Origin of the sequence: Nocardioides sp., from assembly GCF_047607365.1 — a bacterium.
Classification (GTDB): Bacteria; Actinomycetota; Actinomycetes; order Propionibacteriales; family Nocardioidaceae; genus Nocardioides.
On record NZ_JASGDD010000125.1, the window covers coordinates 14,721 to 35,217 of the forward strand.

Here is a 20,497-nt window from a genome sequence, read left to right on the forward strand (position 1 = left end):
GCGGGACTCCGTCCGAGTGCTGGGAACCGCGGGTCCCGCCAACGTAGAGGTTGTTTTTAACGTTCAGGTTTCAAGTGACATCGGCCCGTAGACCTGTCGGTCGACCTCGAGGAGGGTCACCGCGGCGACGCCCTGGTCGGCGAGGTCGCGCCAGAACTCCCCCACCCAGGACTCGGCATCGCCCTGCGAGGGGAACCGCTGCCCGGCGTATTCCGCGGAGACCTCGACCTCCGCTCCGTCCGCGTCCTCCAGACGCCACCACCACGGGTCGCTGCTCGGGGTCGCCGTCATCACGCCTCCCTCACCGAGGACTCGACGAACGGTGGCCTGGTCACCTGGAAGACCTCGCGGCGACCGCGGATGTCGACGGTGATCTGGGCCTCCGGGTTCACGACGGTGGAGACCAGCGCCAGGCCGAGGCCCTTCTTCAGCGTCGGGCTGAAGGTGCCCGAGGTGATCTCGCCGACCGGCACGTGCTCGGAGAGGAAGGCCTGCTGGTGCGGTCGCGGGATGCCGCGGCCTACGGCGACCACGCCGCGGAGGATGCGTCGCGGGCCTGCCTCCTTCTCGGCGACGACCGCGTCGCGGCCCCAGAAGGCGTCCTTCCTCCAGCCGACCGCCCAGCCGAGCCCGCCCTCGTTGGGGGTGGTGTCCAGGGAGATGTCCTGACCGTGCAGCGGGTAGCCCATCTCGGTGCGCAGCGTGTCCCGCGCACCCAGGCCGCAGGGCAGCAGCCCGAGCCCGGCGCCGACCGCGACCAGCGCGTCCCACAGCGCGCCGGCGACGGCGTTGGCGACAATCAGCTCGTAGCCCCGCTCGCCGGTGTAGCCGGTGCGGCAGACCACGATGTCGGCCTCCCCGCCGGGCCCGGAGAAGGGCGCCTCGACGAAGCTCATGTAGTCGTGCCCGACGGGCAGGCCGACCTGCGCCAGGGTCTCGTCGGATCTCGTGCCCTGGACGGCGATGATCGCGTAGTCGCGGTGCACGTTCGTGACGGCGACGTCCTCCCACGGCCCGGTCGCGGCGGCCTGGAGACGGCGCACCACCTCGGCCGTGTTGGCGGCGTTGGGAACGAGGAGGACGCGGTCCTCGTCGTGGAAGTAGGCGATCAGGTCGTCGACGATGCCGCCGGTCTCGGCGTCGAGGCAGAGCGTGTACTGCGCCTGCCCCGGGCCGATCCGGCGCAGGTCGTTGGACAGCGTGGCGTTGACGAAGTCGGCCGCTCCGGGGCCGGTGACCAGCGCCTTGCCGAGATGGCTGACGTCGAAGACGCCCACCGCCTCGCGCACCGCCGCGTGCTCCTTGAGCACTCCCGTGGGGTACTCGATCGGCATGTCCCATCCCCCGAACTCGCCGAATTTCGCACCCAGTGCCACATGGCGATCGTGGAGCGGAGACTGCAGCAGCATGCTCGCGAACCTATCGCAGCGGGCCCGCAGTAGGCTCCGCACGTGACCTACGCGCTTCGCAACGCCAGTCCCGCCAAGACCCGCGCGGAGGCCGTGGTCGTCGGAGTGGTCCAGGGCGCGAAGAACCCCGAGCTGGCTCCGGGAGCCGAGGACGTGACCGCCGCCTTCGGGCGCCGGCTGCGCCCGCTCCTCGCCACCCTCGGCGTCACCGGCAAGCCCGGGGAGGTGACCCGGGTCCCGGTCGGCGACGAGCTCTCCACCTCCCTGCTGGTGCTGGTGGGCCTGGGCAAGGAGACCACCCCCGCCGCCGTACGCCGGGCGGCCGGCGCGGCCGCGCGAGCGGTCCCCAACGCCACCTCGGTCGCGCTCGCCTTGCCCGCCGACTCCGCCGACACGGTCGCGGCGGTCGTCGAGGGACACGTGCTGGGCGGCTACTCCTTCACGGCCTACAAGAAGAGCAGCGACGACGCCTCCGCGCCGGCGACCGTGACCGTGCTCTCCCCCATCGCCCGGCGGGCCGAGACCCAGGAGGCGTTCGAGCGCGCCCAGGTCGTCGCCGCGGCCGTGGCCACCGTCCGGGACTGGGTGAACACCCCGCCCGCGGACCTGACGCCACCGGTCTTCGCGGAGACGGTCGTCGCCGCCGTACGCGCAGCGAAGAAGAGCGCGCAGGGCCTCAAGGTCACCGTCCACGACGAGGCCTCGCTGGCCGAGCTCGGCTGCGGCGGGATCCTCGGCGTCGGCTCCGGCTCCGCCGCGCCGCCGCGGCTGGTCGAGCTGGTCTACTCCCCGCCGGAGCCGGTCGCGCACGTCGCGCTGGTCGGGAAGGGCATCACCTTCGACTCCGGCGGCTACACGATCAAGCCCGGCAACGGCATGCAGACCATGAAGTCGGACATGGCCGGCGCCGCCACCGTGATCCAGGCGACGCTCGTCATCGCGCGCCTCTGCCTGCCGGTCAAGGTGAGCGCCTTCGCGCCCATGGCCGAGAACATGGTGTCGGGCAGCGCGGTCCGGCCGGGCGACGTCCTGCGCATCTACGGCGGCACCACCGTCGAGATCACCAACACCGACGCCGAGGGACGGCTGGTGCTCGCCGACGCCCTCGTCCGCGCCGCCGAGGTCGCGCCCGACGCGATCGTCGACGTCGCCACGCTCACCGGCGCCATGGTGCTCGCGCTCGGCGACAAGATCACCGGCGTGCTGGGCACCGAGGCCACCGTGGGCGAGATCCTCGACGCCGCCGCGAGCGCCGGCGAGGAGATGTGGCCGATGCCCATTCCCGAGCCGATCGTCGAGCGGGTCCGCTCCAGCAAGGTGGCCGACCTGGCACAGCACGACTGGATCCGCTGGGGCAGCGGCCTCTTCGCCGCGGCCTTCCTCCAGGAGTTCACCGCAGGCCTTCCCTGGGCGCACCTCGACATCGCCGGACCGTCCTGGCATGGCGGCGGCGCGAGCGGGCACCTTACCCCCGGCGGGACCGGAGCGGGACTGCCAACCCTGGTCGAGTACGCGCGCGTGCTCGGTGCAAAGATGTGACTCACCGCACGACACCTCGAAGAAGGAATTCATGGCCACCGAAGTAACCCTCCCGGCGCTCGGCGAATCCGTCACCGAAGGCACCGTCACCCGCTGGCTCAAGCAGGTCGGGGACACCGTCTCCGTCGACGAGGCTCTGCTCGAGGTCTCCACCGACAAGGTCGACACCGAGATCCCCTCCCCCGTCGCCGGCACCATCCTCGAGATCCGTGCCAACGAGGACGACACCGTCGAGGTCGGTGCCGTGCTCGCGGTCATCGGAGCCGACGACGAGGCGAGCGCCGCGCCCGCCGAGGCGCCGGCCGCGCCCGCCGAGACCGAGGACACCCCCGAGCCCGAGCCCGAGCCCGAGGAGGCCCCCGCCGCGGAGAAGCCCGCCGAGGGCGGTGCCGCCTCCGGCACCGAGGTGACCCTGCCCGCGCTGGGCGAGTCCGTGACCGAGGGCACGGTCACCCGGTGGCTGAAGCAGGTCGGCGACGACGTGGCCGTCGACGAGGCGCTGCTCGAGGTCTCCACCGACAAGGTCGACACCGAGATCCCCTCCCCCGTCGCGGGCACCCTGCTCGAGATCCGCGTCTCCGAGGACGAGACCGTCGAGGTCGGTGCCGTGCTCGCGGTCGTCGGCTCCGGTACGCCGGCCCCCGCCGCTCCGGAGAAGCCGGCCGAGCCCGAGAAGCCAGCCGAGCCGGAGCCCGAGCCCGAGAAGCAGCCCGAGCCGGAACCGGAGAAGCCCGCGGCTCCCGCCGCGCCTGCTGAGCCCACCGCGCCTGCTGAGCCCGCGGCTCCCGCCGAGCCGGCCAAGGCCGCGACCGGCGACGGCCCCGGCTACGTCACTCCCCTGGTCCGCAAGCTCGCCGCCGAGCACGGCGTCGACCTGGCCACCGTCACCGGCTCCGGCGTCGGCGGGCGGATCCGCAAGGAGGACGTGCTCGAGGCCGCCAAGCCTGCTCCCGAGCCCGAGAAGCCGGCCGCCGCGCCCGCTGCCGCCGCCTCGGCTCCGGCGGCGCCGTCCAGCACCCCGTCCCCGCTGCGCGGCACCACCGAGCCGCTCTCGAGGCTGCGCAAGGTCATCGCCCAGCGCATGGTCGGCTCGCTGCAGACCTCGGCCCAGCTCACCCAGGTGATGGAGGTGGACGTCACCAACATCGCCCGCCTCCGCGACGCCAGGAAGGCCGCGTTCCAGGCCGCCGAGGGCGTGAAGCTGACCTACCTGCCGTTCTTCGCCAAGGCGGCGATCGACGCGCTCAAGGTGCACCCGAAGCTCAACGCCAACATCGACACCGAGGCGGGCACGGTCACCTACTTCGACCGCGAGAACGTCGCCTTCGCCGTCGACACCGAGCGCGGGCTCCTCACGCCCGTCGTCAAGGACGCCGGCGACCTCTCGATCGCCGGGCTGGCGAAGAAGATCGCCGACGTCGCCGAGCGCACCCGCACCAACAAGATCGCGCCCGACGAGCTCTCCGGCGGCACCTTCACGATCACCAACCTCGGCTCGTTCGGCGCGCTCTTCGACACCCCGATCATCAACCAGCCGCAGGTCGCCATCCTCGGCCCCGGCGCCGTGGTGAAGCGTCCGGTCGTGATCGACGACGAGGAGCTGGGCGAGACGATCGCGATCCGCTACATGGTCAACGTCGCGCTCACCTACGACCACCGCCTGGTCGACGGCGCCGACGCCGGCCGCTTCCTCCAGGACGTCAAGAAGCGCCTCGAGGCCGGGGTCTTCGACCTCTAGGACCGTTCACGGCAGCGGTTCACGGCAGCGACGGTGTCGAGGCCGGCTTGACCGACTGCATTCGCCAGGTGCCGTCCTGCTCGCGTAGCTCCAGCACGCGGGTCCGGGCGGCACCTGGCTCCATCGCTCCCTCGGTCCCCGGCCCGACGTAGTCGGCCTCCGCGACCCGGTCGGTCACCTCGAGCCGCCACCAGCCGGCGCCGTGGTCGAGCACCTCGAGCGAGGTGACCTGCATCGACAGGCCCTGGACCCGCAGCCCGCGCGCCGCCCACTGATCCAGCATCGCGACGTCGGCGTCGCCGGCCGGTGCCTGGTCGGCGTACAGCGCGCGGAGCGCCGCGGCGTCGCCCTGCGCCCACGCCTCAGCCCGCCGCCGGTCCCACAGCCGCAGGATCTGCGCCGCCTGTGTCTCGGGACGCACGACGGCCGGCGCCGTCGGCGCCTCGGGGTCGGGCTGGGCCGCGGGCCACAGCACGACGACCGCCAGACCGAGCACCGCCCCGAAGGCGAGCATCGGCCACAGCCTCGGCCCCGACCTCCGGTGCCGGCTGTGCTGGTGGAGCTGGCTCATGCCCCAGTTGTACGCCGGATCGCCGATCGACCCCGGACGTTATCCACAGCGCGCCACGACCATGCACACGATCATGCATTGGTACGACGACACCCCGAGGTCCCGCGCAACACGCCGTACACAACCGTGCATGTGTGGGGATGTGGCGGCGGGATACTGACCGCCATGCCCACCCGCCGCACGCTGCTGCTCGGCTCGGCGGGTGCCCTCGCCTCCCTCGCCGCCGTCGGCGCAGGGGTGGAGGCCGACCTCCTGCCGGGGCGGGTGCTCGCCGCACGCGCGCTCGGCCTCAACGGCCCGGCCGGGCGGGTGCCCGACGTCGACGCCGGACCGGTAAGCGCGTCGTCGTTCCGGTCCCGCGCCCGCGGCCGCCGGGTCGGGTACGCCGTCTCGCTGCCGCCCGGAGGCACCGCCGACGGGCTGCCGGTGATCGTCGCGCTCCACGGGCTCGGCGGCACCCACCGGACCGGGCTCCGGATGGGGCTGCCGCGGTTCCAGGCCGCGGCGGTCGCCGGCGGCGTCGACCCCTTCGCGGTCGTGACGGTCGACGGCGGCAACGGCTACTACCACCCGCACCACGGCGACGACGCGGGCGCGATGATCGTCGACGAGCTGCTCCCCCGTCTCGCGAAGGCCGGTCTCGACACCCGCCGGCTCGGTCTCTACGGCTGGTCGATGGGCGGCTACGGCGCCCTCCGGATCGCCGGGCTCCTCGGACCCGCGACCGTGCGAGGGGTGGCCGCGGTGTCGCCCGCGCTGTGGACCCACGCCGGCGACGCCTCGCGCTCGGGGTTCGACGACGCGGCGGAGTACCGCCGCTACTCGGTGCTGGGGCACCAGTCGGCGCTCCGCGGCATCCCGGTGCGCCTCGAGGTCGGCAACGGCGACCCCTTCCGGGACGCCACCAGGTCCTACGCCCACGGCTTCGGCGCGAAGGCGGCCACCCTGTCGGTGGAGGCGGGCGCGCACGACACCGGCTACTGGCGCCGGATGCTGCCCGGGGACCTGCGATTCCTCGGGCGTAGGCTCGCAGCGTGAGTGAGCTGCGGTTCGAGCCCATCGGATCTGTTCCCTATCTCGAGGCGTGGGAGCTGCAGAAGCAGGTGCACGCGCGCGTCGTCGCCGGCGAGCAGGCCGACACCGTGCTGCTGCTCGAGCACCCGCCGGTCTACACGGCCGGCAAGCGCACCGACCCCCACGAGCGGCCGGCCGACTCCGGCGGCGCGCCGGTGATCGACGTCGACCGCGGCGGGAAGATCACCTTCCACGGCCCCGGCCAGCTGGTCGCCTACCCGATCGTCCGCCTGCCCGAGCACGTCAAGGTCGTCGACTTCGTCCGCCGGCTCGAGGAGGCGATGATCCGCGCCTGCGCCCGGCTCGGTGTCACGACCGCCCGGGTGCCGGGCCGCTCCGGCGTCTGGCTCCGCGCCGACGCCAGGAGCCCCGAGCGGAAGATCGCCGCCATCGGGCTGCGGGTCAGCAAGGGCGTGACGATGCACGGCGTCGCGATCAACTGCGACGTGGACCTGGGGTGGTACGACCGCTTCGTTGCCTGCGGCATCAGTGACGCCGGCGTGACCACGCTCAGCGCCGAGCTCGGCCGCGACGTGACCGTCGCCGAGGTGATGCCCGTGCTCGTGGAGGAGCTGGCGACCTACCTCGCCTGGGAGCCGTACGACGCCACCCCCGACTACGACCCCCGGCCGGAGCCCTCGCATGCTCCCCGCATCACGGTCCTCGCGCCGGCCGTCGCGGCGCCCGGCGTACGCTAGAGACGTGACGATCGCCCCCGAAGGGCGCAAGCTGCTGCGCCTCGAAGTCCGCAATGCCGAGACCCCGATCGAGAAGAAGCCCGAGTGGATCAAGACCCGGGCGAAGATGGGCCCGGAGTACACCGAGCTCCGCTCTCTGGTGAAGTCCGAGGGCCTCCACACGGTGTGCCAGGAGGCGGGCTGCCCCAACATCTTCGAGTGCTGGGAGGACCGCGAGGCGACCTTCCTCATCGGCGGCGACCAGTGCACCCGGCGCTGCGACTTCTGCCAGATCGACACCGGCAAGCCCGCCGCGCTGGACCGCGACGAGCCGCGTCGGGTCGCGGAGTCCGTCAAGACGATGGGCCTGAAGTACGCCACCATCACCGGCGTCGCCCGCGACGACCTCCCCGACGGCGGCGCCTGGCTGTACGCCGAGACCGTCCGCGCCATCCACGAGCTCAACCCGGAGACGGGCGTGGAGAACCTCATCCCCGACTTCAACGGCCGCCCCGAGCAGCTCGCCGAGGTCTTCGAGTCCCGTCCCGAGGTGCTCGCGCACAACCTGGAGACCGTGCCGCGGATCTTCAAGCGGATCCGGCCGGCGTTCCGCTACGAGCGGTCGCTGGACGTCATCACCCAGGCGCGCGCGTTCGGGCTGGTCACCAAGTCCAACCTCATCCTCGGCATGGGCGAGACCCGCGAGGAGGTGTCCCAGGCGCTGCGCGACCTGCACGACGCCGGGTGCGAGCTGGTCACGATCACGCAGTACCTCCGGCCCACGCCGCGCCACCACCCGATCGAGCGCTGGGTGAAGCCGCAGGAGTTCGTCGAGCTCCAGGCCGAGGCGACCGAGATCGGGTTCTCCGGTGTGATGAGCGGGCCGCTCGTCCGTTCGTCCTACCGCGCGGGGCGGCTGTATCGTCAGGCCCTCGACTCCCGCGTGAGCGCCTGACCCCCTGAACCAGAACCAGCCAGAACAAGAGTGTGAGCATGTCGCAGCTCGACCCGAGCCAGATGTCCCGGCGCCAGCAGTTCGCCGAGTCCTACCGCATCACCAAGCAGGCCGATCCGCTCATCGGCCTGTGGCTCCTGCTCTCCTTCGTGGGCGGCGCCGTCGTCGGCGGCGGCCTGTTCTGGCTGCTGCCCCCCAGCGGCGGCATCCTCAGCATCGTCTTCACCGTCGTGGGCGCGCTGCTGGGTGGGGTGCTGCTCGCTCTCATCGTCTTCGGGCGCAAGGCCCAGGCCGCGGCGTACGCGCGGATCGACGGGCAGCCCGGCGCCGCCGCCGGCGCGCTCAACATGCTGCGCCGCGGGTGGCGCACCGAGCCGGCCGTCGCGTTCAACAAGAGCCAGGACCTCGTCCACCGCGTGGTCGGCCCTCCGGGGATCGTGCTCATCGGCGAGGGCAACCCGACCCGCGTGAAGTCGCTCCTGCTCGACCAGCGGCGCAAGCACGAGCGGGTCGTCGTCGACGTGCCGGTGCACGAGATCATCGTCGGCAACGGCGAGGGCCAGGTGCCGCTGGCCAAGCTCAACCGGACCGTGATGAAGCTCGGCCGCAACGTCCGGCCCGCCGACATCACCGACATCCTCAACCGGCTCAAGGCGCTCGACGCGATCCAGGGCAAGGTGCCGATGCCCAAGGGCCCGGTGCCGACGTCGATGAAGGGCATGCGCTCCAACCTGCGCGGCCGCTGAGCCGGCGGTCCACGGCGTGAACCCCTCGTTCCCGACCGCCTCCTGGGGGCGGCGCATCCTCGCCCTGCTGATCGACTGGCTCGCCTCGTCCCTGGTCGTCATCGCGATCGTCGGCTGGTCGGCGTACGCGACCGCAGGCGGGCCGGAGCCCTTCTTCGTGCTCGGCGTCTTCGTCGTCGAGACCGCGGTGTTCTCGGCGCTGGCCGGAGGCAGCTTCGGCAAGCTCGCCACTCGGCTCCGGACCGTCCGGGTCAGCGGGGACCCTCGCCCGATCAACCTCGTCGGCGCCCTCGCGCGCCAGATCCTGGTGGCCGCTGTGGTGCCCCCGCTCATCTTCAAGCCCGACGGCCGTGGCCTGCACGACCTCGCGGTCGGCACCGCGACGGTGACCCTCCAGACCTGGCGAGCAAGCCGGCCGGGACCTGTTACATCCCCGCAATAGAGGGTCACTCGTGCGAAACCCTCCGGCGGTTGGATGACGGGCGAACCCGTCGACTTTCGGCGCGCTGCCCGAGAGCCCGCGCCGCGCAAGAGGAGCACGCATGACTTCCAATCCCGCCCGGCTCGGCGCGATCCGCACCATCGAGGCCAACGAGGCCCCCGCCGCGTTCTTCACCGGCACCGACGAGTCGCCGGAGATCTTCGGCGAGAACGTCTTCTCCCTCCCGGTGATGGCCAAGCGCCTCCCGAAGTCGGTCTACAAGTCCGTCGCCGCGACCATCGAGAAGGGCGAGAAGCTCGACCCGGCCGTGGCCGACGTCGTCGCCGCGGCGATGAAGGACTGGGCGATGGAGAAGGGCGTCACGCACTACGCCCACGTCTTCTACCCGCTCACCGGCCTCACCGCCGAGAAGCACGACTCCTTCATGGAGCCGGTCGGCGACGGCACGGCGATCTGGGAGTTCCAGGGCAAGATCCTCGTGCAGGGCGAGCCCGACGCGTCGTCCTTCCCCAACGGCGGCATCCGCGCGACCTTCGAGGCGCGCGGCTACACCGGGTGGGACGTGCAGTCGCCGGCGTACATCATCGAGAACCCCAACGGCGCCACGCTCTGCATCCCGACGATCTTCGTCTCGATGACCGGTGAGGCGCTCGACTACAAGACCCCGCTGCTGCGCTCGCAGAACGCGATGTCGGACCAGGCCAAGCGCGTCCTCTCGCTCTTCGGCCACACCGACATCGACAACGTCGTGTCCTACTGCGGCCCGGAGCAGGAGTACTTCCTGGTCGACACCTCCTTCGTGCACTCGCGCCCCGATCTGCTCAACGCCGGTCGCACCCTCTTCGGCGCCAAGCCGCCGAAGGGCCAGGAGTTCGACGACCACTACTTCGGCGCCATCCCGGAGCGGGTCCAGGCCTTCATGTTCGACACCGAGCGCGCCCTCTTCAAGCTCGGCGTCCCGGCCAAGACGCGCCACAACGAGGTCGCCCCCGGTCAGTTCGAGATCGCCCCGGTCTTCGAGAAGGCGAACCTCGCCGCCGACCACCAGCAGCTCATCATGTCCACCTTCAAGGCGGTCGCGAAGCGCCACGGCTTCGAGGCGCTCTTCCACGAGAAGCCGTTCGCGGGCGTCAACGGCTCGGGCAAGCACGTCAACTTCTCCTTCGGCAACGGCAACCAGGGCAACTTCCTCAACCCGGGCGACAACCCGCACGAGAACGCGCAGTTCCTGGTCTTCTGCGCAGCGGTCATCCGTGCCGTCCACCTGTACGGCGGCCTCCTCCGCGTGTCGATCGCATCGGCCGGCAACGACCACCGTCTCGGCGCCAACGAGGCGCCCCCCGCGATCATCTCGATCTTCCTGGGCGACCAGCTCCAGGACGTCTTCGAGCAGATCCGCAAGGGCGGTGCGACCTCCTCGAAGCAGAAGGGCGCGCTCTCGGTCGGCGTCGACAGCCTCCCGGTCCTCGTGAAGGACGCGGGCGACCGCAACCGCACCTCGCCGATGGCCTTCACCGGCAACCGCTTCGAGTTCCGCGCGGTCGGCTCGGCCCAGACCGTCGCCGCCCCGCTGGTCATCATCAACACGATCATGGCCGAGGCGCTCGACTACATCGCGACCGAGCTCGAGGCCTCCGTCGCCGGCGGCACCGAGTTCAACGACGCCGTCCAGGCCGTCCTCGCGAAGATCATCGAGGACCACGGCAACGCGGTCTTCAACGGCAACGGCTACTCCACCGAGTGGCACGAGGAGGCCGTCCAGCGCGGGCTCAAGAAGCTCGACACCACCGTCGACGCGCTGCCGGAGTACCAGACGCCCGAGGCCAAGGCTCTGTTCACCAAGTACGGCGTCTTCAACGAGGCCGAGCTCGAGGCCCGCTACGAGGTCGCCCTCGAGCAGTACCTCATGGTCGTCAACGTCGAGGCCAACCTCACCGAGGAGATCGCCAAGACGATCATCCTGCCGTCGGCGGTCCGCTACCAGACCGAGCTCGCCGGCAACGTCGCCGCGCTCAAGGCCGCCGAGGTCGAGGCCGACACCACCGACCTGCTCGAGGTCTCCGCGCTCGTCACCGAGCTCCGGGCCGCCATCAAGGGCCTCCAGGACGCGGTGGCCGCGCAGCACGACACCGAGGGGCTCGCCGAGGCGGCGCATGTCAAGGACGTCGTACTGCCCGCGATGCTGGCGGTCCGCGCGACGGCCGACGCGCTCGAGGCGGTCGTCGCCGACGACCTGTGGGACCTCCCGACCTACCAGGAGATGCTCTTCATCAAGTAGGAGGCACCACCTACATTGAGAACCTGTTAAACAGGGGCTGGGGCTCTCCCCCAGCCCCTGTTGGGTTCTGTAGGGTCAGAGGCATGTTCACCACTGGCGAAGAGCTTCTGAAGTTCATCAAGGACGAGGGCGTCGAATTCGTCGACGTACGCTTCGTCGACCTGCCCGGCATCCAGCAGCACCTCACCGTGCCCGTCTCCTCGTTCAACCTCGACCCGATGGCCTTCGACGGCTCCTCGATCCGTGGCTTCCAGTCGATCCACGAGTCCGACATGGCGCTCTACCCCGACGTGACGACGGCGTACGTCGACCCGTTCCGCAAGAACAAGACGGTGGCGCTCCTCTACTTCGTGCACGACCCGATCACCGGCGAGGCCTACTCCCGGGACCCGCGCAACATCGCGCGCAAGGCGCTCGCCTACCTCGCGACCACGGGCATCGGCGACACCGCGTTCTTCGCCCCCGAGGCCGAGTTCTTCATCTTCGACTCGGTGAAGTTCGCGACCGGCATGAACAAGTCGTTCTACGAGGTCGAGTCCGTCGAGGGCTCCTGGAACACCGGCGCCGACGTCGACCCCGACGGCTCCCCCAACCGTGGCTACAAGGTGCGCACCAAGGGCGGCTACTTCCCCGTGACGCCAACCGACGGCACCCAGGACCTGCGCGACGACATGGTCAAGGCCCTCGAGGCCTCCGGCCTCCTCGTCGAGCGCGCCCACCACGAGGTCGGCACCGCGGCCCAGGCGGAGATCAACTACAAGTTCGACACGCTGCTCAAGGCGGCGGACGACATCATGAAGTTCAAGTACATCGTCCGCAACGTGGCCTGGGCGGCCGGCAAGACGGTGACCTTCATGCCGAAGCCGATCTTCGGCGACAACGGCTCGGGCATGCACGTCCACCAGTCGATCTGGAACAACGGGGAGCCGCTGTTCTACGACGAGGCCGGCTACGGCGGGCTCTCCGACATCGCCCGGTGGTACATCGGCGGCATCCTGAAGCACGCTCCGTCGGTGCTCGCGTTCACCAACCCGACCGTGAACTCCTACCACCGCCTGGTCCCCGGCTTCGAGGCCCCGATCTCGCTCGTCTACTCCTCGCGCAACCGCTCGGCCGCCGTCCGCATCCCGATCACGGGCTCCAACCCCAAGGCCAAGCGGATCGAGACCCGGTTCCCCGACCCGTCCTCGAACCCCTACCTCGCCTTCTCCGCGCTGCTGCTCGCCGGCATCGACGGGATCAAGAACAAGATCGAGCCGCCCGCGCCGATCGACAAGGACATCTACGAGCTGCCGCCGGACGAGAAGGCCGAGATCGCCCAGGTCCCGACCTCCCTCGGCGACGTCCTCGCCGCCCTCAAGGAGGACCACGACTTCCTCACCGTCGGCGACGTCTTCACCGAGGACCTGATCGAGATGTGGATCGACTGGAAGACCAACAACGAGATCCTCCCCGTCCAGCTCCGCCCCCACCCCCACGAGTTCGAGCTCTACTACGACATCTAAAGCAGGCCGTTCCTGACCTGCACCTAAGCACGGAAGGGCCTCTGAAATGTGGAAACGTCCCTCAACATCTTTCAAACGTTGAGGGACGTTTCGTCGGTGTGCGCCATCGGCGTGCCATGGGCGCCATGAGAGCCGGTCATCGCTCGGCCGCGATGTCATGCCACTTGGCCGGGCTGAGCCGTTCGCGACGGCCATCTCGGTCAGGCTGGCCAGGCTGTGGGTGGGGTCGACGACCGCCAACGAGCACCTCCCCATGCCGATCCCGGATCACGGCATTGTTGACACAACAGGCGTACACTCCCGGTATGACGACCGGCCCCGACACAGCCCGGCGCAAGGAGGCGCGCTTGGCGATGCGCTTGACGCCGGCCCAGGACACTCTGATCCGAGACGCCGCCGCAGTCACCGGCCAGTCGCTGACTGACTTCGTCACCGCCGCCGCCGTCAGCCGCGCAGACGACATCCTCGCCGACCGCCGCGTCTTCCGACTCGACGACACGGCCTGGGAGGAGTTTGCCGCGATTCTTGACCGGCCCGCCCAGGCCATCCCCGCACTCATCACTCTGCTTGGCGAGTCCGCGCCCTGGGACACGTGAGCCCCCAACAGCCACGCCCGATCGTCGCGGGCGACAACACCGCCGACTTCCACTCCGGCGAGGACTCGCTGGATCGCTACCTGACCGACCGCGCCCTCACCAACCATCTCGCAGACCTGGCCCGCTGCTACGTCAGCCTCGACGCCGAGGGCGAGGCGATCTTGGGCTACTACACCCTGTCAGCGGTAGCGGTCGAGCACGCGGACCTGCCCGGCCGGGTGCGCCGCAACGCGCCGAACCCGGTCCCTGCCGTCCTCCTCGGCCGCCTCGCTATCGACCGACGAGCTCAAGGCACCGGACTCGGTAGGCTCCTGGTTCGCGACGCCATCCTGTCCACGCTCGCTGCTGCCGACCGCATCGGCGTACGGATCCTGCTTGTCCACGCACTCCACGAACGGGCCGCCGGCTTCTACAAGGCGCTTGGCTTCAAGCCCTCGCCCACCGACCTCCTCCATCTGTACCTGCTCCTGGCCGACGCCCGAGAGTCCCTGGGAGCCTGAGCCATGCCGCGTGACGATCTCCGGCTCATCCGGCTTCCGAAGACGACGTGGGAGGACCTGGTCCAGCAGATCGACGCTCCCCCGTTCTACCGACACGTCGTCGGCTCGACCCGGTTCACCAGCACCTGGCGGGTCGCGTTGGTGCTGGTGGAGGACCAGATCGCGGGCGCCACGGTCGTGCGGAAGTTCGGCACCCCTGGTCGAGGCCAGGACGGCCTCGAGTTCCGCACCGCCGAGAGGCTGATGCCCCTCGCCTGGCACGCGGCCGTCGACGCGGTGCCCGAGTCCCTGCGGCGCCATCTCGAACGCAAACAAGGGGAGCCGCTCTCCCCCAAGGCGGGCCAAGCACTCGAGCGCGCGTTGCGGACTCATTCCACCGAAGCCGGCCCGATCCTGGACCGGCTGCGCGCCCTCGCCACGCCGAGTCAGCACTCCGGCAGCCAGGTCGTGGTGCGCGAGCAGCGTGATGCCGTGGCGCTGGCTCTCGAGCTCGGCGGGATGGACAGTCGCGAGTTGCTGGGCGATGGGGACGAAGCCGCAATCTCCGGCGACGTGCCCTTCCTGACAGGTCTGACACGGATCAAGGCCAGCGAGGCCGCGAACATCCGCTACGACGCGACGGTCTTCGACGGCTGGCTCGAGGCCGAGGCCGACCACTTCGACGTCCATACCTTCCGCGACCCCTCCCAGCCCGGCCGACAGGTCACCATCTTCTACGCCGACAAGGAGGACCTGGAGCGGCAGACCGGGACCGACCTCCTCTACTACCGCCACCATCGACCCGGCTTCATCCTCGTTCAGTACAAGCGCCTGCGCAGACCGGACAGAGGAGACGGCGCGCCGACCTACTTCCCCGATGACCAACTCACCACCGAGCTGGCCCGATACCGTGCCCTGCCCCGGCCCGGACCTCCGAAGACCGTGGACGATTGGCGGCTCACGGAGGACGCCTTCCTCGTCAAGCTCGTCCGCGACGACCTCGCCAAGCCGCCCGCCAACACGTTGACCTGGGGCATGTATCTCCCGATCAGTCTCGTCGAGCTCCTGCTCACCGACGCCGCGACAGGTCGACGCCCGAAGGGATGGTCGGCCGAGGCCCTGGACACCTATCTGTCCAATACCGAATTCCTCCAACTCGCCAAGCAGGGATACATCGGTACTCGAGGCGCCACCACCGAGCACCTCACGGCCCTCATCCGCGGCTCTTTCGAGGCACAGCGCGGCATCATCGTCGCCGTCGACCAGACCGACCCCACCGCCACTGTCCGGCTCCACCATGGATAGCGAGTGCGAATCACGCACGCCGGCCGATGCTGCCGACTACCGTGGCTCCGAGCAAAGGAGACCCCGTGGCGAAGTACTCGGTAACCCAGTCGGCAGTGACACAGCTGCTCGCGGACGTCAGGGGCGAGAAGATCGCGATTCCCGAACTACAGCGCCCCTTCGTCTGGGACAGCGTCAAAGTGCGCGATCTGATGGACTCCCTCTACAAGGGCTACCCGGTGGGGTACCTCATCACCTGGCAGTCGGTCGGCGCGAAACTCAAGGGCGGCCAGGTCGCGGCGCACCAGCAGATCCTGATCGACGGCCAGCAGCGCATCACTGCCCTCCGGGCGGCTGTCGCTGGACTGCCCGTCGTAGACAAGCGCTATAAGTCCGTTCGGATCCGGATCGCGTTCAATCCGATGACCGAGGAGTTCGCCACCCTCACGCCGGTGATCGACAAGAACCCACAATGGATCTCCGACATCAGCGAGTTCTTCAACTCCACGTCACCTCTGTCCTTCGCGCGCGGCTACCTCGCCAAGAACGCCGACGCCGACGAGGTGACGTTCGAGACCAACCTCGGGCGCCTCGAAGGCATCAGGAACTCCCAGATCGGCATCATCTCCCTGGCCGACGACCTCGACGTCGAGACCGTTTCGGAGATCTTCATCCGCATCAACTCCAAGGGCGTGCCGCTCAGCAGCGCTGACTTCGCCATGAGCAAGATCGCGACGTACGGCGATCGCGGGCGCAACATCCGCAAGCTGATCGACTACTTCTGTCACCTCGCCGTCGCTCCACATGCCTTCGGCGACGTCCAGGACAACGACCACGAGTTCGCGGCGACGCCGTATCTCAACGCGATCAAGTGGCTGAAGGATGACTCCGAGGACCTGTACGACCCCGCCTACAGCGACATCATCCGCGTCGCTGGCCTGACCGGCTTCAGCCGCGGCAAGGCCTCCAGCATCGTCAGCGAGCTGTCTGGCCGCGACCCCGACACCCGCAAGGTCGACGAGGAGCGCATCCCGGTGGCATACGACCGGCTCGAGAAGTCCCTGCTCCAGATCGTCAGCAAGTACAACTTCGAGAACTTCATCATGACCATCAAGGCAGCTGGCTTCATCTCTGCTGGCATGGTGAACTCCAAGAACGCACTCAACTTCGCCTACGCGCTGTACCTCCGACTGCGAGCCGACTCCAACCTGAGCGATGGCGAGCGCAAGCGGATCGTGAAGCGCTGGTTCGTCATGTCGATGTTGACCGGCCGCCACTCCGGAAGCTTCGAGTCGACGTGGGAGCAGGACATCCGCAGGATCGGCGAACAGGGTGCCGCCAACTACCTCAAGCAGATCGAGGAGTCCGAACTCTCCGACGCCTTCTGGGCGGTGACGCTCCCTGCAGCACTCGAGACCACCAGCACCGTCAGCCCGTTCTTCCAGACCTTCCTCGCTGCTCAGGTGGCGACTGGCGCGCGTGGCTTCCTGTCGAAGGCAGTAACCATTGCGGCGATGCACCAGCAGAGCGGCGACATCCACCACATCGTTCCCAAGGACTACCTGATCAAGAACGGCTACCCCGACAGGGGCGACTACAACCAGGTTGCCAACTTCGCGCTGACCGAGACCGCGATCAACATCGCCATCAGCAACCGCCCGCCGGCCGGCTACATGGCGCTCATCGGCGAGCAGATCGCCTCCGGAAACCTGCGTCTAGGCGAGATCACGAGTCAGGAGGATCTCACTGCGAACCTCGCGGAGAACGCCGTCCCGACGGATATCGGCGCCGTGGTGGCCGGAAGCTACCGCGAGTTCCTCGCCGAGCGCCGCCGACTCATGGCTGCATCGATCCGCGACTACTACCAGACGCTGTGACGCTCTGCGATGCCGACGCCAGCTCGGCGAGCCGGTCGGCTTCCGGCCTACCTGGCTCGGCAGACCAGAGGACGAGTTGTCGGTCGGGGGCACCGGCGTAGCGGAACGTGTCCCAGTCGAGCGCCAGGTCCCCGACAACGGGGCTGCGGCCCACCAGGTCCGAAAGAGCTCGCCGTGCCGCACTCGGAGGAACTCGCGCGTTAGTCCGGCGCGGGGGCGAGGTAGGCGTGGACGAGGGGGATGGCGGAGGCGCCTTCTCCGGAGGCCGCGGCGACGCGCTTCATCGAGCCGGAGCGGATGTCGCCGGCGGCGAAGACGCCGGGGATCGTCGTGGCGAGGTTGGCGGGTGGGAGGTCGTTGGTCCACTGGTCGCGGGGGACGTCGCGGCCGGTGAGGATGAAGCTGTCGGCGTCGCGCGCGAGCTCGGCGGGGAGCCAGTCGCAGCGGGGCTCGGCACCGAGCAGGAGGAAGAGGCCCCGAGCCGACACGGTGGCGCGCCGGCCCGTGTCGAGGTCCTCGAGGCACAGCCATTCCAGCTGGCCCTCTCCCCCGCCGTCGACGACGCGGGTGCCGGGGCGCACCGAGATCCGCTCGTTGTAGCCGATCTCGTCGATGAGGTACTGCGACATCGTCTCCGACAGCCCGGGACGGCGTACGACGATCGTCACCGACGCCGCGAAGCGGGCGAGGTGGAGGGCGGCCTGGCCGGCTGAGTTGCCGCCGCCGACCACGACGACGTCGTACCCCTCCATCTCGCGGGCCGCCGTCATCGCGGCGCCGTAGTTGACGCCGGCGCCGACGAGCTCCTCGATGGCGGGCACACCGAGCTTGCGGTAGGCGACGCCGCTGGAGACGAGCACCGTCCGGGCGCGTACGTCGCCACCGCCGGTGCACAGCCGATGGGGCTCCCCGTCGCGCCCCGGGACCAGGGAGGTCACCTCCCAGCCGGTGAGGAAGTCGGTGCCGAAGCGCAGCGCCTGGTTGCGGGCGCGCTGGGCCAGGCGCATGCCGGAGATGCCGCGCGGGAAGCCGAGGTAGTTGCGGATCATCGAGCTGGTGCCGGCCTGGCCGCCGATCGCCTCGGCCTCGAGCACGACGACCGAGAGCCCCTCCGAGGCGCCGTAGACGGCCGCCGCCAGACCGGCCGGGCCGCCGCCGACGATGGCGAGGTCCACCACGCCGGCGACGGTGAAGTCGTCGGGGCGGCCGTAGATGGAGACGGCCACGTCGCGGACGCTGGTGGCCTGGATGGGCACCCGGTTGGCGGCGTACACGACGGGATAGGCGGGCTCCTCCCCGTCGGCGATCCCGAGCTGCGACCGGATGCGGGCGACGGGCTCGGCGATGGCGGGATCGGCGGGGTCCCAGACCTTGTTGGGCATGCCCATCCGGTCCAGGAAGTCGCGGATCGCCATCGTGAGCGCGTCCTGGACGGGCGTGATGATCTTGGCGCTGACCACCTCCGGCCGCGGCACGGTCGAGCCCCAGTCCGACAGCAGGTCGGAGATCGCGTGATGGAACTCCTCGTCGCGGCGGCCGCGCGGCATCAGCAGGTAGGCGTCGTACTTCCCCTTGGCCATGCCGACCCGCAGCGGCGGCGCGTCCTCGACGAAGTGGTCCCAGTGCGCGGCCACGACCTTGCGGGCCGTGGGGATCACCCGCCGCCAGCGGTGGAGCGCCTCGAAGAGGTCGTCGGTGTCGGGCAGGCGGGAGTCGCTGACGAAGAGCGCGACCATGCGCCCGTCGTCGACGATCCCCTGGGCGAGCTCCTCGGCCTCGCCCGCGCCACGGGCGACCCGCAGGTCGTAGTCGCGCGCGTAGCGGCTGCGGAACTCCTCGAGCAGGTCCTCGGCGTGGTCGCCGGAGACGAGGATGATCGCGGGATCGCCTTCCACCCCTCCAGCCTAGGCGGGCTCACCACCCGGCGGGGACCAGCGGGAACCAGGGCGGGTGGGCGCGGGCTAGGCGGGCCGGGCCCTCCTGGAGGCCTTCCTCCGGGCCCTCTTTAGTGCCTTCCTGAGGCGGGCCACCTCGGCCTCGGCGACGGCGAGGGCCTCGCGGTCGACCGCCGCGCGCCTGCGCCGCACCGCCGACGACACCCACGCGTAGCCGTCGAGCTCGACGAGGAAGCTGGCGAGCGCGTTCGTGAGCTGCTCGGGGCAGAAGGGGTCGGCGAGGACCGTCATCGACATCAGCAGCCGGCGCTCGCGCAGGAAGAACTTCAGCCCGACGGCCCGCGCCGACGCGTCGTCGATGAACGCGTGGGCCCTCGCGCGGCTGACGTCCTTGCCGAGCTGGGCCACGAGGTCGATGCGCCACCGGTTCCGGACGACCACCCGCACCCGGCCGCCCGCGGCGCTGCGCCACCGGATCGAGCCGTCGGGGCCGACGCGGATCGGCTCCTCGCGACCGGCGTCGAAGGTCTCGACCACCCACGTGCGGAGCTGCTCGGTGGACGCGGGCGTCCCGTGTCCGGGCGCGCGGGCGACGGTCCTGGGGGCGTCGTCCGCGCGAGCCGGGGCGATGGCGTTCGACGACACGAAGGCCGGGTGGATCACCTGCCACTGCTCGCGCAGGATGGTGACGATGCGGTACGCCGCCTCGTCGACGTTGCCGAAGGTGCGCGACCACTCGCCGGCCGCGACGACGATGCGGTCGCCGTCGAGTCGGACGGTGAGGGCGTCGGCGTCGCCGTGGACGAAGTCGACGACGTCCGCGATGCCCGCCTCACGGGACGCGACGAACCGCTCGGCCAGCGAGAGCCGCAGGTGCCGCCACGCCTCGTCGACCTGCCCGTCGACGTACCTCTCACTCCAGCTCGCCATCGTGACACTCCTCCCGCCGCCAGGTCCGCCACCATTGTCACCAGGGGATCGCCCGGCCGGGGCGGTTTCGGGGAAGACGGCCGCGCCGCGAGGCCAGGGCGGCCAGCGTGGCGCCGGCGGTGTTGAGGAGGACGTCGTCGATCGAGGTCACGCGGTCGAGGCGGAAGGCGTACTGCACGGTCTCGATCGCCGTCGAGCAGGCGGCGGCGAGGAGGGTGACCCGCGGCAGCGAGGCGAGGGCCGCGAACCGGCGGGGCGCCCAGAAGCCGACGGCCGCGAGCACCAGGAGGTTGCCCGCGACCTGCGTCGCCGGCATGGTGGCGAGGTCGCGGAGCGGCACCAGGCTGACGGCGCCGGACACCTCCCCCGCGCGACTGCCCGGGAGCATGGTCAGCCACACCCACGGCACCGTGCCGTAGACCATGCCGACCTCGGCGAGCGACCGGCGCCAGGCGGCGTCGGGCTCCGCGCCGCGCGCGGCCCGGTGACGGGCGAGTGCGCC

General features: G+C 70.4%; 20 protein-coding genes. 13 read left to right on the forward strand and 7 right to left on the reverse strand.

Translation table 11 applies throughout. From position 1 onward, the window contains the following. Positions 1 to 63: 63 nt before the first annotated feature. Entirely contained in the window at positions 64 to 291 is a 228-nt protein-coding gene (locus QM572_RS09960; protein WP_415092595.1) for a hypothetical protein, read from the reverse strand. Continuing rightward, positions 291 to 1,409, reverse strand: coding sequence for a glycine cleavage system aminomethyltransferase GcvT (gcvT, locus tag QM572_RS09965; RefSeq protein ID WP_415092597.1), 1,119 nt, complete (start codon positions 1,407 to 1,409; stop codon positions 291 to 293). Before gcvT ends, QM572_RS09960 begins: the two co-directional genes overlap by 1 nt. 42 nt (positions 1,410 to 1,451) lie before the next feature. On the opposite strand from gcvT, the gene QM572_RS09970 reads away from it, so the two are divergent. Beyond that, complete coding sequence (locus QM572_RS09970) at positions 1,452 to 2,948, forward strand: leucyl aminopeptidase (RefSeq protein ID WP_415092599.1); 1,497 nt, start codon at positions 1,452 to 1,454, stop codon at positions 2,946 to 2,948. Between the two features lie 31 nt (positions 2,949 to 2,979). Beyond that, complete coding sequence (gene sucB / locus QM572_RS09975) at positions 2,980 to 4,686, forward strand: 2-oxoglutarate dehydrogenase, E2 component, dihydrolipoamide succinyltransferase (protein ID WP_415092601.1); 1,707 nt, start codon at positions 2,980 to 2,982, stop codon at positions 4,684 to 4,686. Positions 4,687 to 4,705: 19 nt separating this feature from the next. On the opposite strand, the gene QM572_RS09980 is transcribed toward sucB, so the two are convergent. Continuing rightward, the gene (locus QM572_RS09980) at positions 4,706 to 5,257 is read right to left on the reverse strand and encodes a hypothetical protein (RefSeq protein WP_415092603.1); all 552 of its coding nucleotides are present in this window, start codon (positions 5,255 to 5,257) and stop codon (positions 4,706 to 4,708) included. A gap of 165 nt (positions 5,258 to 5,422) precedes the next feature. On the opposite strand from QM572_RS09980, the gene QM572_RS09985 reads away from it, so the two are divergent. From QM572_RS09985 to QM572_RS10035, 11 genes are all read left to right on the forward strand, one after another. Continuing rightward, entirely contained in the window at positions 5,423 to 6,295 is an 873-nt protein-coding gene (locus tag QM572_RS09985; protein ID WP_415092605.1) for an alpha/beta hydrolase, read from the forward strand. After that, complete coding sequence (gene lipB / locus QM572_RS09990) at positions 6,292 to 7,029, forward strand: lipoyl(octanoyl) transferase LipB (protein ID WP_415092607.1); 738 nt, start codon at positions 6,292 to 6,294, stop codon at positions 7,027 to 7,029. Before QM572_RS09985 ends, lipB begins: the two co-directional genes overlap by 4 nt. Before the next feature lie 4 nt (positions 7,030 to 7,033). Continuing rightward, positions 7,034 to 7,963: a lipoyl synthase gene (gene lipA / locus QM572_RS09995; protein WP_415092609.1), complete on the forward strand. Its 930-nt coding sequence runs from the start codon at positions 7,034 to 7,036 to the stop codon at positions 7,961 to 7,963. Positions 7,964 to 8,001: 38 nt separating this feature from the next. Next, positions 8,002 to 8,709: a DUF4191 domain-containing protein gene (locus QM572_RS10000; RefSeq protein ID WP_415092611.1), complete on the forward strand. Its 708-nt coding sequence runs from the start codon at positions 8,002 to 8,004 to the stop codon at positions 8,707 to 8,709. A gap of 16 nt (positions 8,710 to 8,725) precedes the next feature. Then, the gene (locus tag QM572_RS10005) at positions 8,726 to 9,151 is read left to right on the forward strand and encodes an RDD family protein (RefSeq protein ID WP_415092613.1); all 426 of its coding nucleotides are present in this window, start codon (positions 8,726 to 8,728) and stop codon (positions 9,149 to 9,151) included. A 100-nt stretch (positions 9,152 to 9,251) separates the two neighbouring features. After that, positions 9,252 to 11,429 (forward strand): glutamine synthetase III, encoded by a 2,178-nt coding sequence (locus QM572_RS10010; RefSeq protein ID WP_415092615.1) that lies wholly within the window; start codon positions 9,252 to 9,254, stop codon positions 11,427 to 11,429. 83 nt (positions 11,430 to 11,512) lie between these two features. Beyond that, positions 11,513 to 12,934 carry a type I glutamate--ammonia ligase gene (gene glnA / locus QM572_RS10015; protein ID WP_415092617.1) on the forward strand — a complete coding sequence of 474 codons (1,422 nt, stop codon included), beginning with the start codon at positions 11,513 to 11,515 and terminating at the stop codon, positions 12,932 to 12,934. A 305-nt stretch (positions 12,935 to 13,239) separates the two neighbouring features. Continuing rightward, positions 13,240 to 13,530 carry a DUF1778 domain-containing protein gene (locus tag QM572_RS10020; RefSeq protein WP_415092619.1) on the forward strand — a complete coding sequence of 97 codons (291 nt, stop codon included), beginning with the start codon at positions 13,240 to 13,242 and terminating at the stop codon, positions 13,528 to 13,530. Then, the gene (locus QM572_RS10025) at positions 13,527 to 14,030 is read left to right on the forward strand and encodes a GNAT family N-acetyltransferase (RefSeq protein ID WP_415092621.1); all 504 of its coding nucleotides are present in this window, start codon (positions 13,527 to 13,529) and stop codon (positions 14,028 to 14,030) included. The genes QM572_RS10020 and QM572_RS10025 overlap by 4 nt, the downstream gene beginning before the upstream one ends. 3 nt (positions 14,031 to 14,033) lie before the next feature. Then, positions 14,034 to 15,314 carry a hypothetical protein gene (locus QM572_RS10030; RefSeq protein ID WP_415092623.1) on the forward strand — a complete coding sequence of 427 codons (1,281 nt, stop codon included), beginning with the start codon at positions 14,034 to 14,036 and terminating at the stop codon, positions 15,312 to 15,314. Between the two features lie 65 nt (positions 15,315 to 15,379). After that, the gene (locus QM572_RS10035) at positions 15,380 to 17,170 is read left to right on the forward strand and encodes a DUF262 domain-containing protein (protein ID WP_415092625.1); all 1,791 of its coding nucleotides are present in this window, start codon (positions 15,380 to 15,382) and stop codon (positions 17,168 to 17,170) included. Here QM572_RS10035 and QM572_RS10040 read toward each other — a convergent pair. The 4 genes from QM572_RS10040 to QM572_RS10055 all read right to left on the reverse strand — a co-directional run. Then, positions 17,130 to 17,324, reverse strand: coding sequence for a hypothetical protein (locus QM572_RS10040; RefSeq protein ID WP_415092627.1), 195 nt, complete (start codon positions 17,322 to 17,324; stop codon positions 17,130 to 17,132). The two genes, QM572_RS10035 and QM572_RS10040, sit on opposite strands and share 41 nt — an antisense overlap. 46 nt (positions 17,325 to 17,370) lie before the next feature. Beyond that, on the reverse strand, positions 17,371 to 19,065 hold the full coding sequence (locus QM572_RS10045; protein WP_415092629.1) for an FAD-dependent oxidoreductase: 1,695 nt from the start codon (positions 19,063 to 19,065) through the stop codon (positions 17,371 to 17,373). A gap of 66 nt (positions 19,066 to 19,131) precedes the next feature. Further along, positions 19,132 to 19,995 carry a T3SS (YopN, CesT) and YbjN peptide-binding chaperone 1 gene (locus QM572_RS10050; RefSeq protein ID WP_415092631.1) on the reverse strand — a complete coding sequence of 288 codons (864 nt, stop codon included), beginning with the start codon at positions 19,993 to 19,995 and terminating at the stop codon, positions 19,132 to 19,134. Between the two features lie 37 nt (positions 19,996 to 20,032). Next, positions 20,033 to 20,497, reverse strand: a 465-nt coding sequence (locus QM572_RS10055) for a VanZ family protein (RefSeq protein ID WP_415092633.1), incomplete at its 5' end; no start/stop codon positions are given.

Coding starts and splice junctions, on each gene's coding strand:
- QM572_RS09960 (WP_415092595.1), bottom strand. CDS start 291: ATGACGGCGACCCCGAGCAGCGACCCGTGGTGGTGGCGTCTGGAGGAC.
- gcvT (WP_415092597.1), bottom strand. CDS start 1,409: ATGCTGCTGCAGTCTCCGCTCCACGATCGCCATGTGGCACTGGGTGCG.
- sucB (WP_415092601.1), top strand. CDS start 2,980: ATGGCCACCGAAGTAACCCTCCCGGCGCTCGGCGAATCCGTCACCGAA.
- QM572_RS09980 (WP_415092603.1), bottom strand. CDS start 5,257: ATGAGCCAGCTCCACCAGCACAGCCGGCACCGGAGGTCGGGGCCGAGG.
- QM572_RS09985 (WP_415092605.1), top strand. CDS start 5,423: ATGCCCACCCGCCGCACGCTGCTGCTCGGCTCGGCGGGTGCCCTCGCC.
- QM572_RS10000 (WP_415092611.1), top strand. CDS start 8,002: ATGTCGCAGCTCGACCCGAGCCAGATGTCCCGGCGCCAGCAGTTCGCC.
- QM572_RS10010 (WP_415092615.1), top strand. CDS start 9,252: ATGACTTCCAATCCCGCCCGGCTCGGCGCGATCCGCACCATCGAGGCC.
- glnA (WP_415092617.1), top strand. CDS start 11,513: ATGTTCACCACTGGCGAAGAGCTTCTGAAGTTCATCAAGGACGAGGGC.
- QM572_RS10020 (WP_415092619.1), top strand. CDS start 13,240: ATGACGACCGGCCCCGACACAGCCCGGCGCAAGGAGGCGCGCTTGGCG.
- QM572_RS10030 (WP_415092623.1), top strand. CDS start 14,034: ATGCCGCGTGACGATCTCCGGCTCATCCGGCTTCCGAAGACGACGTGG.
- QM572_RS10050 (WP_415092631.1), bottom strand. CDS start 19,995: ATGGCGAGCTGGAGTGAGAGGTACGTCGACGGGCAGGTCGACGAGGCG.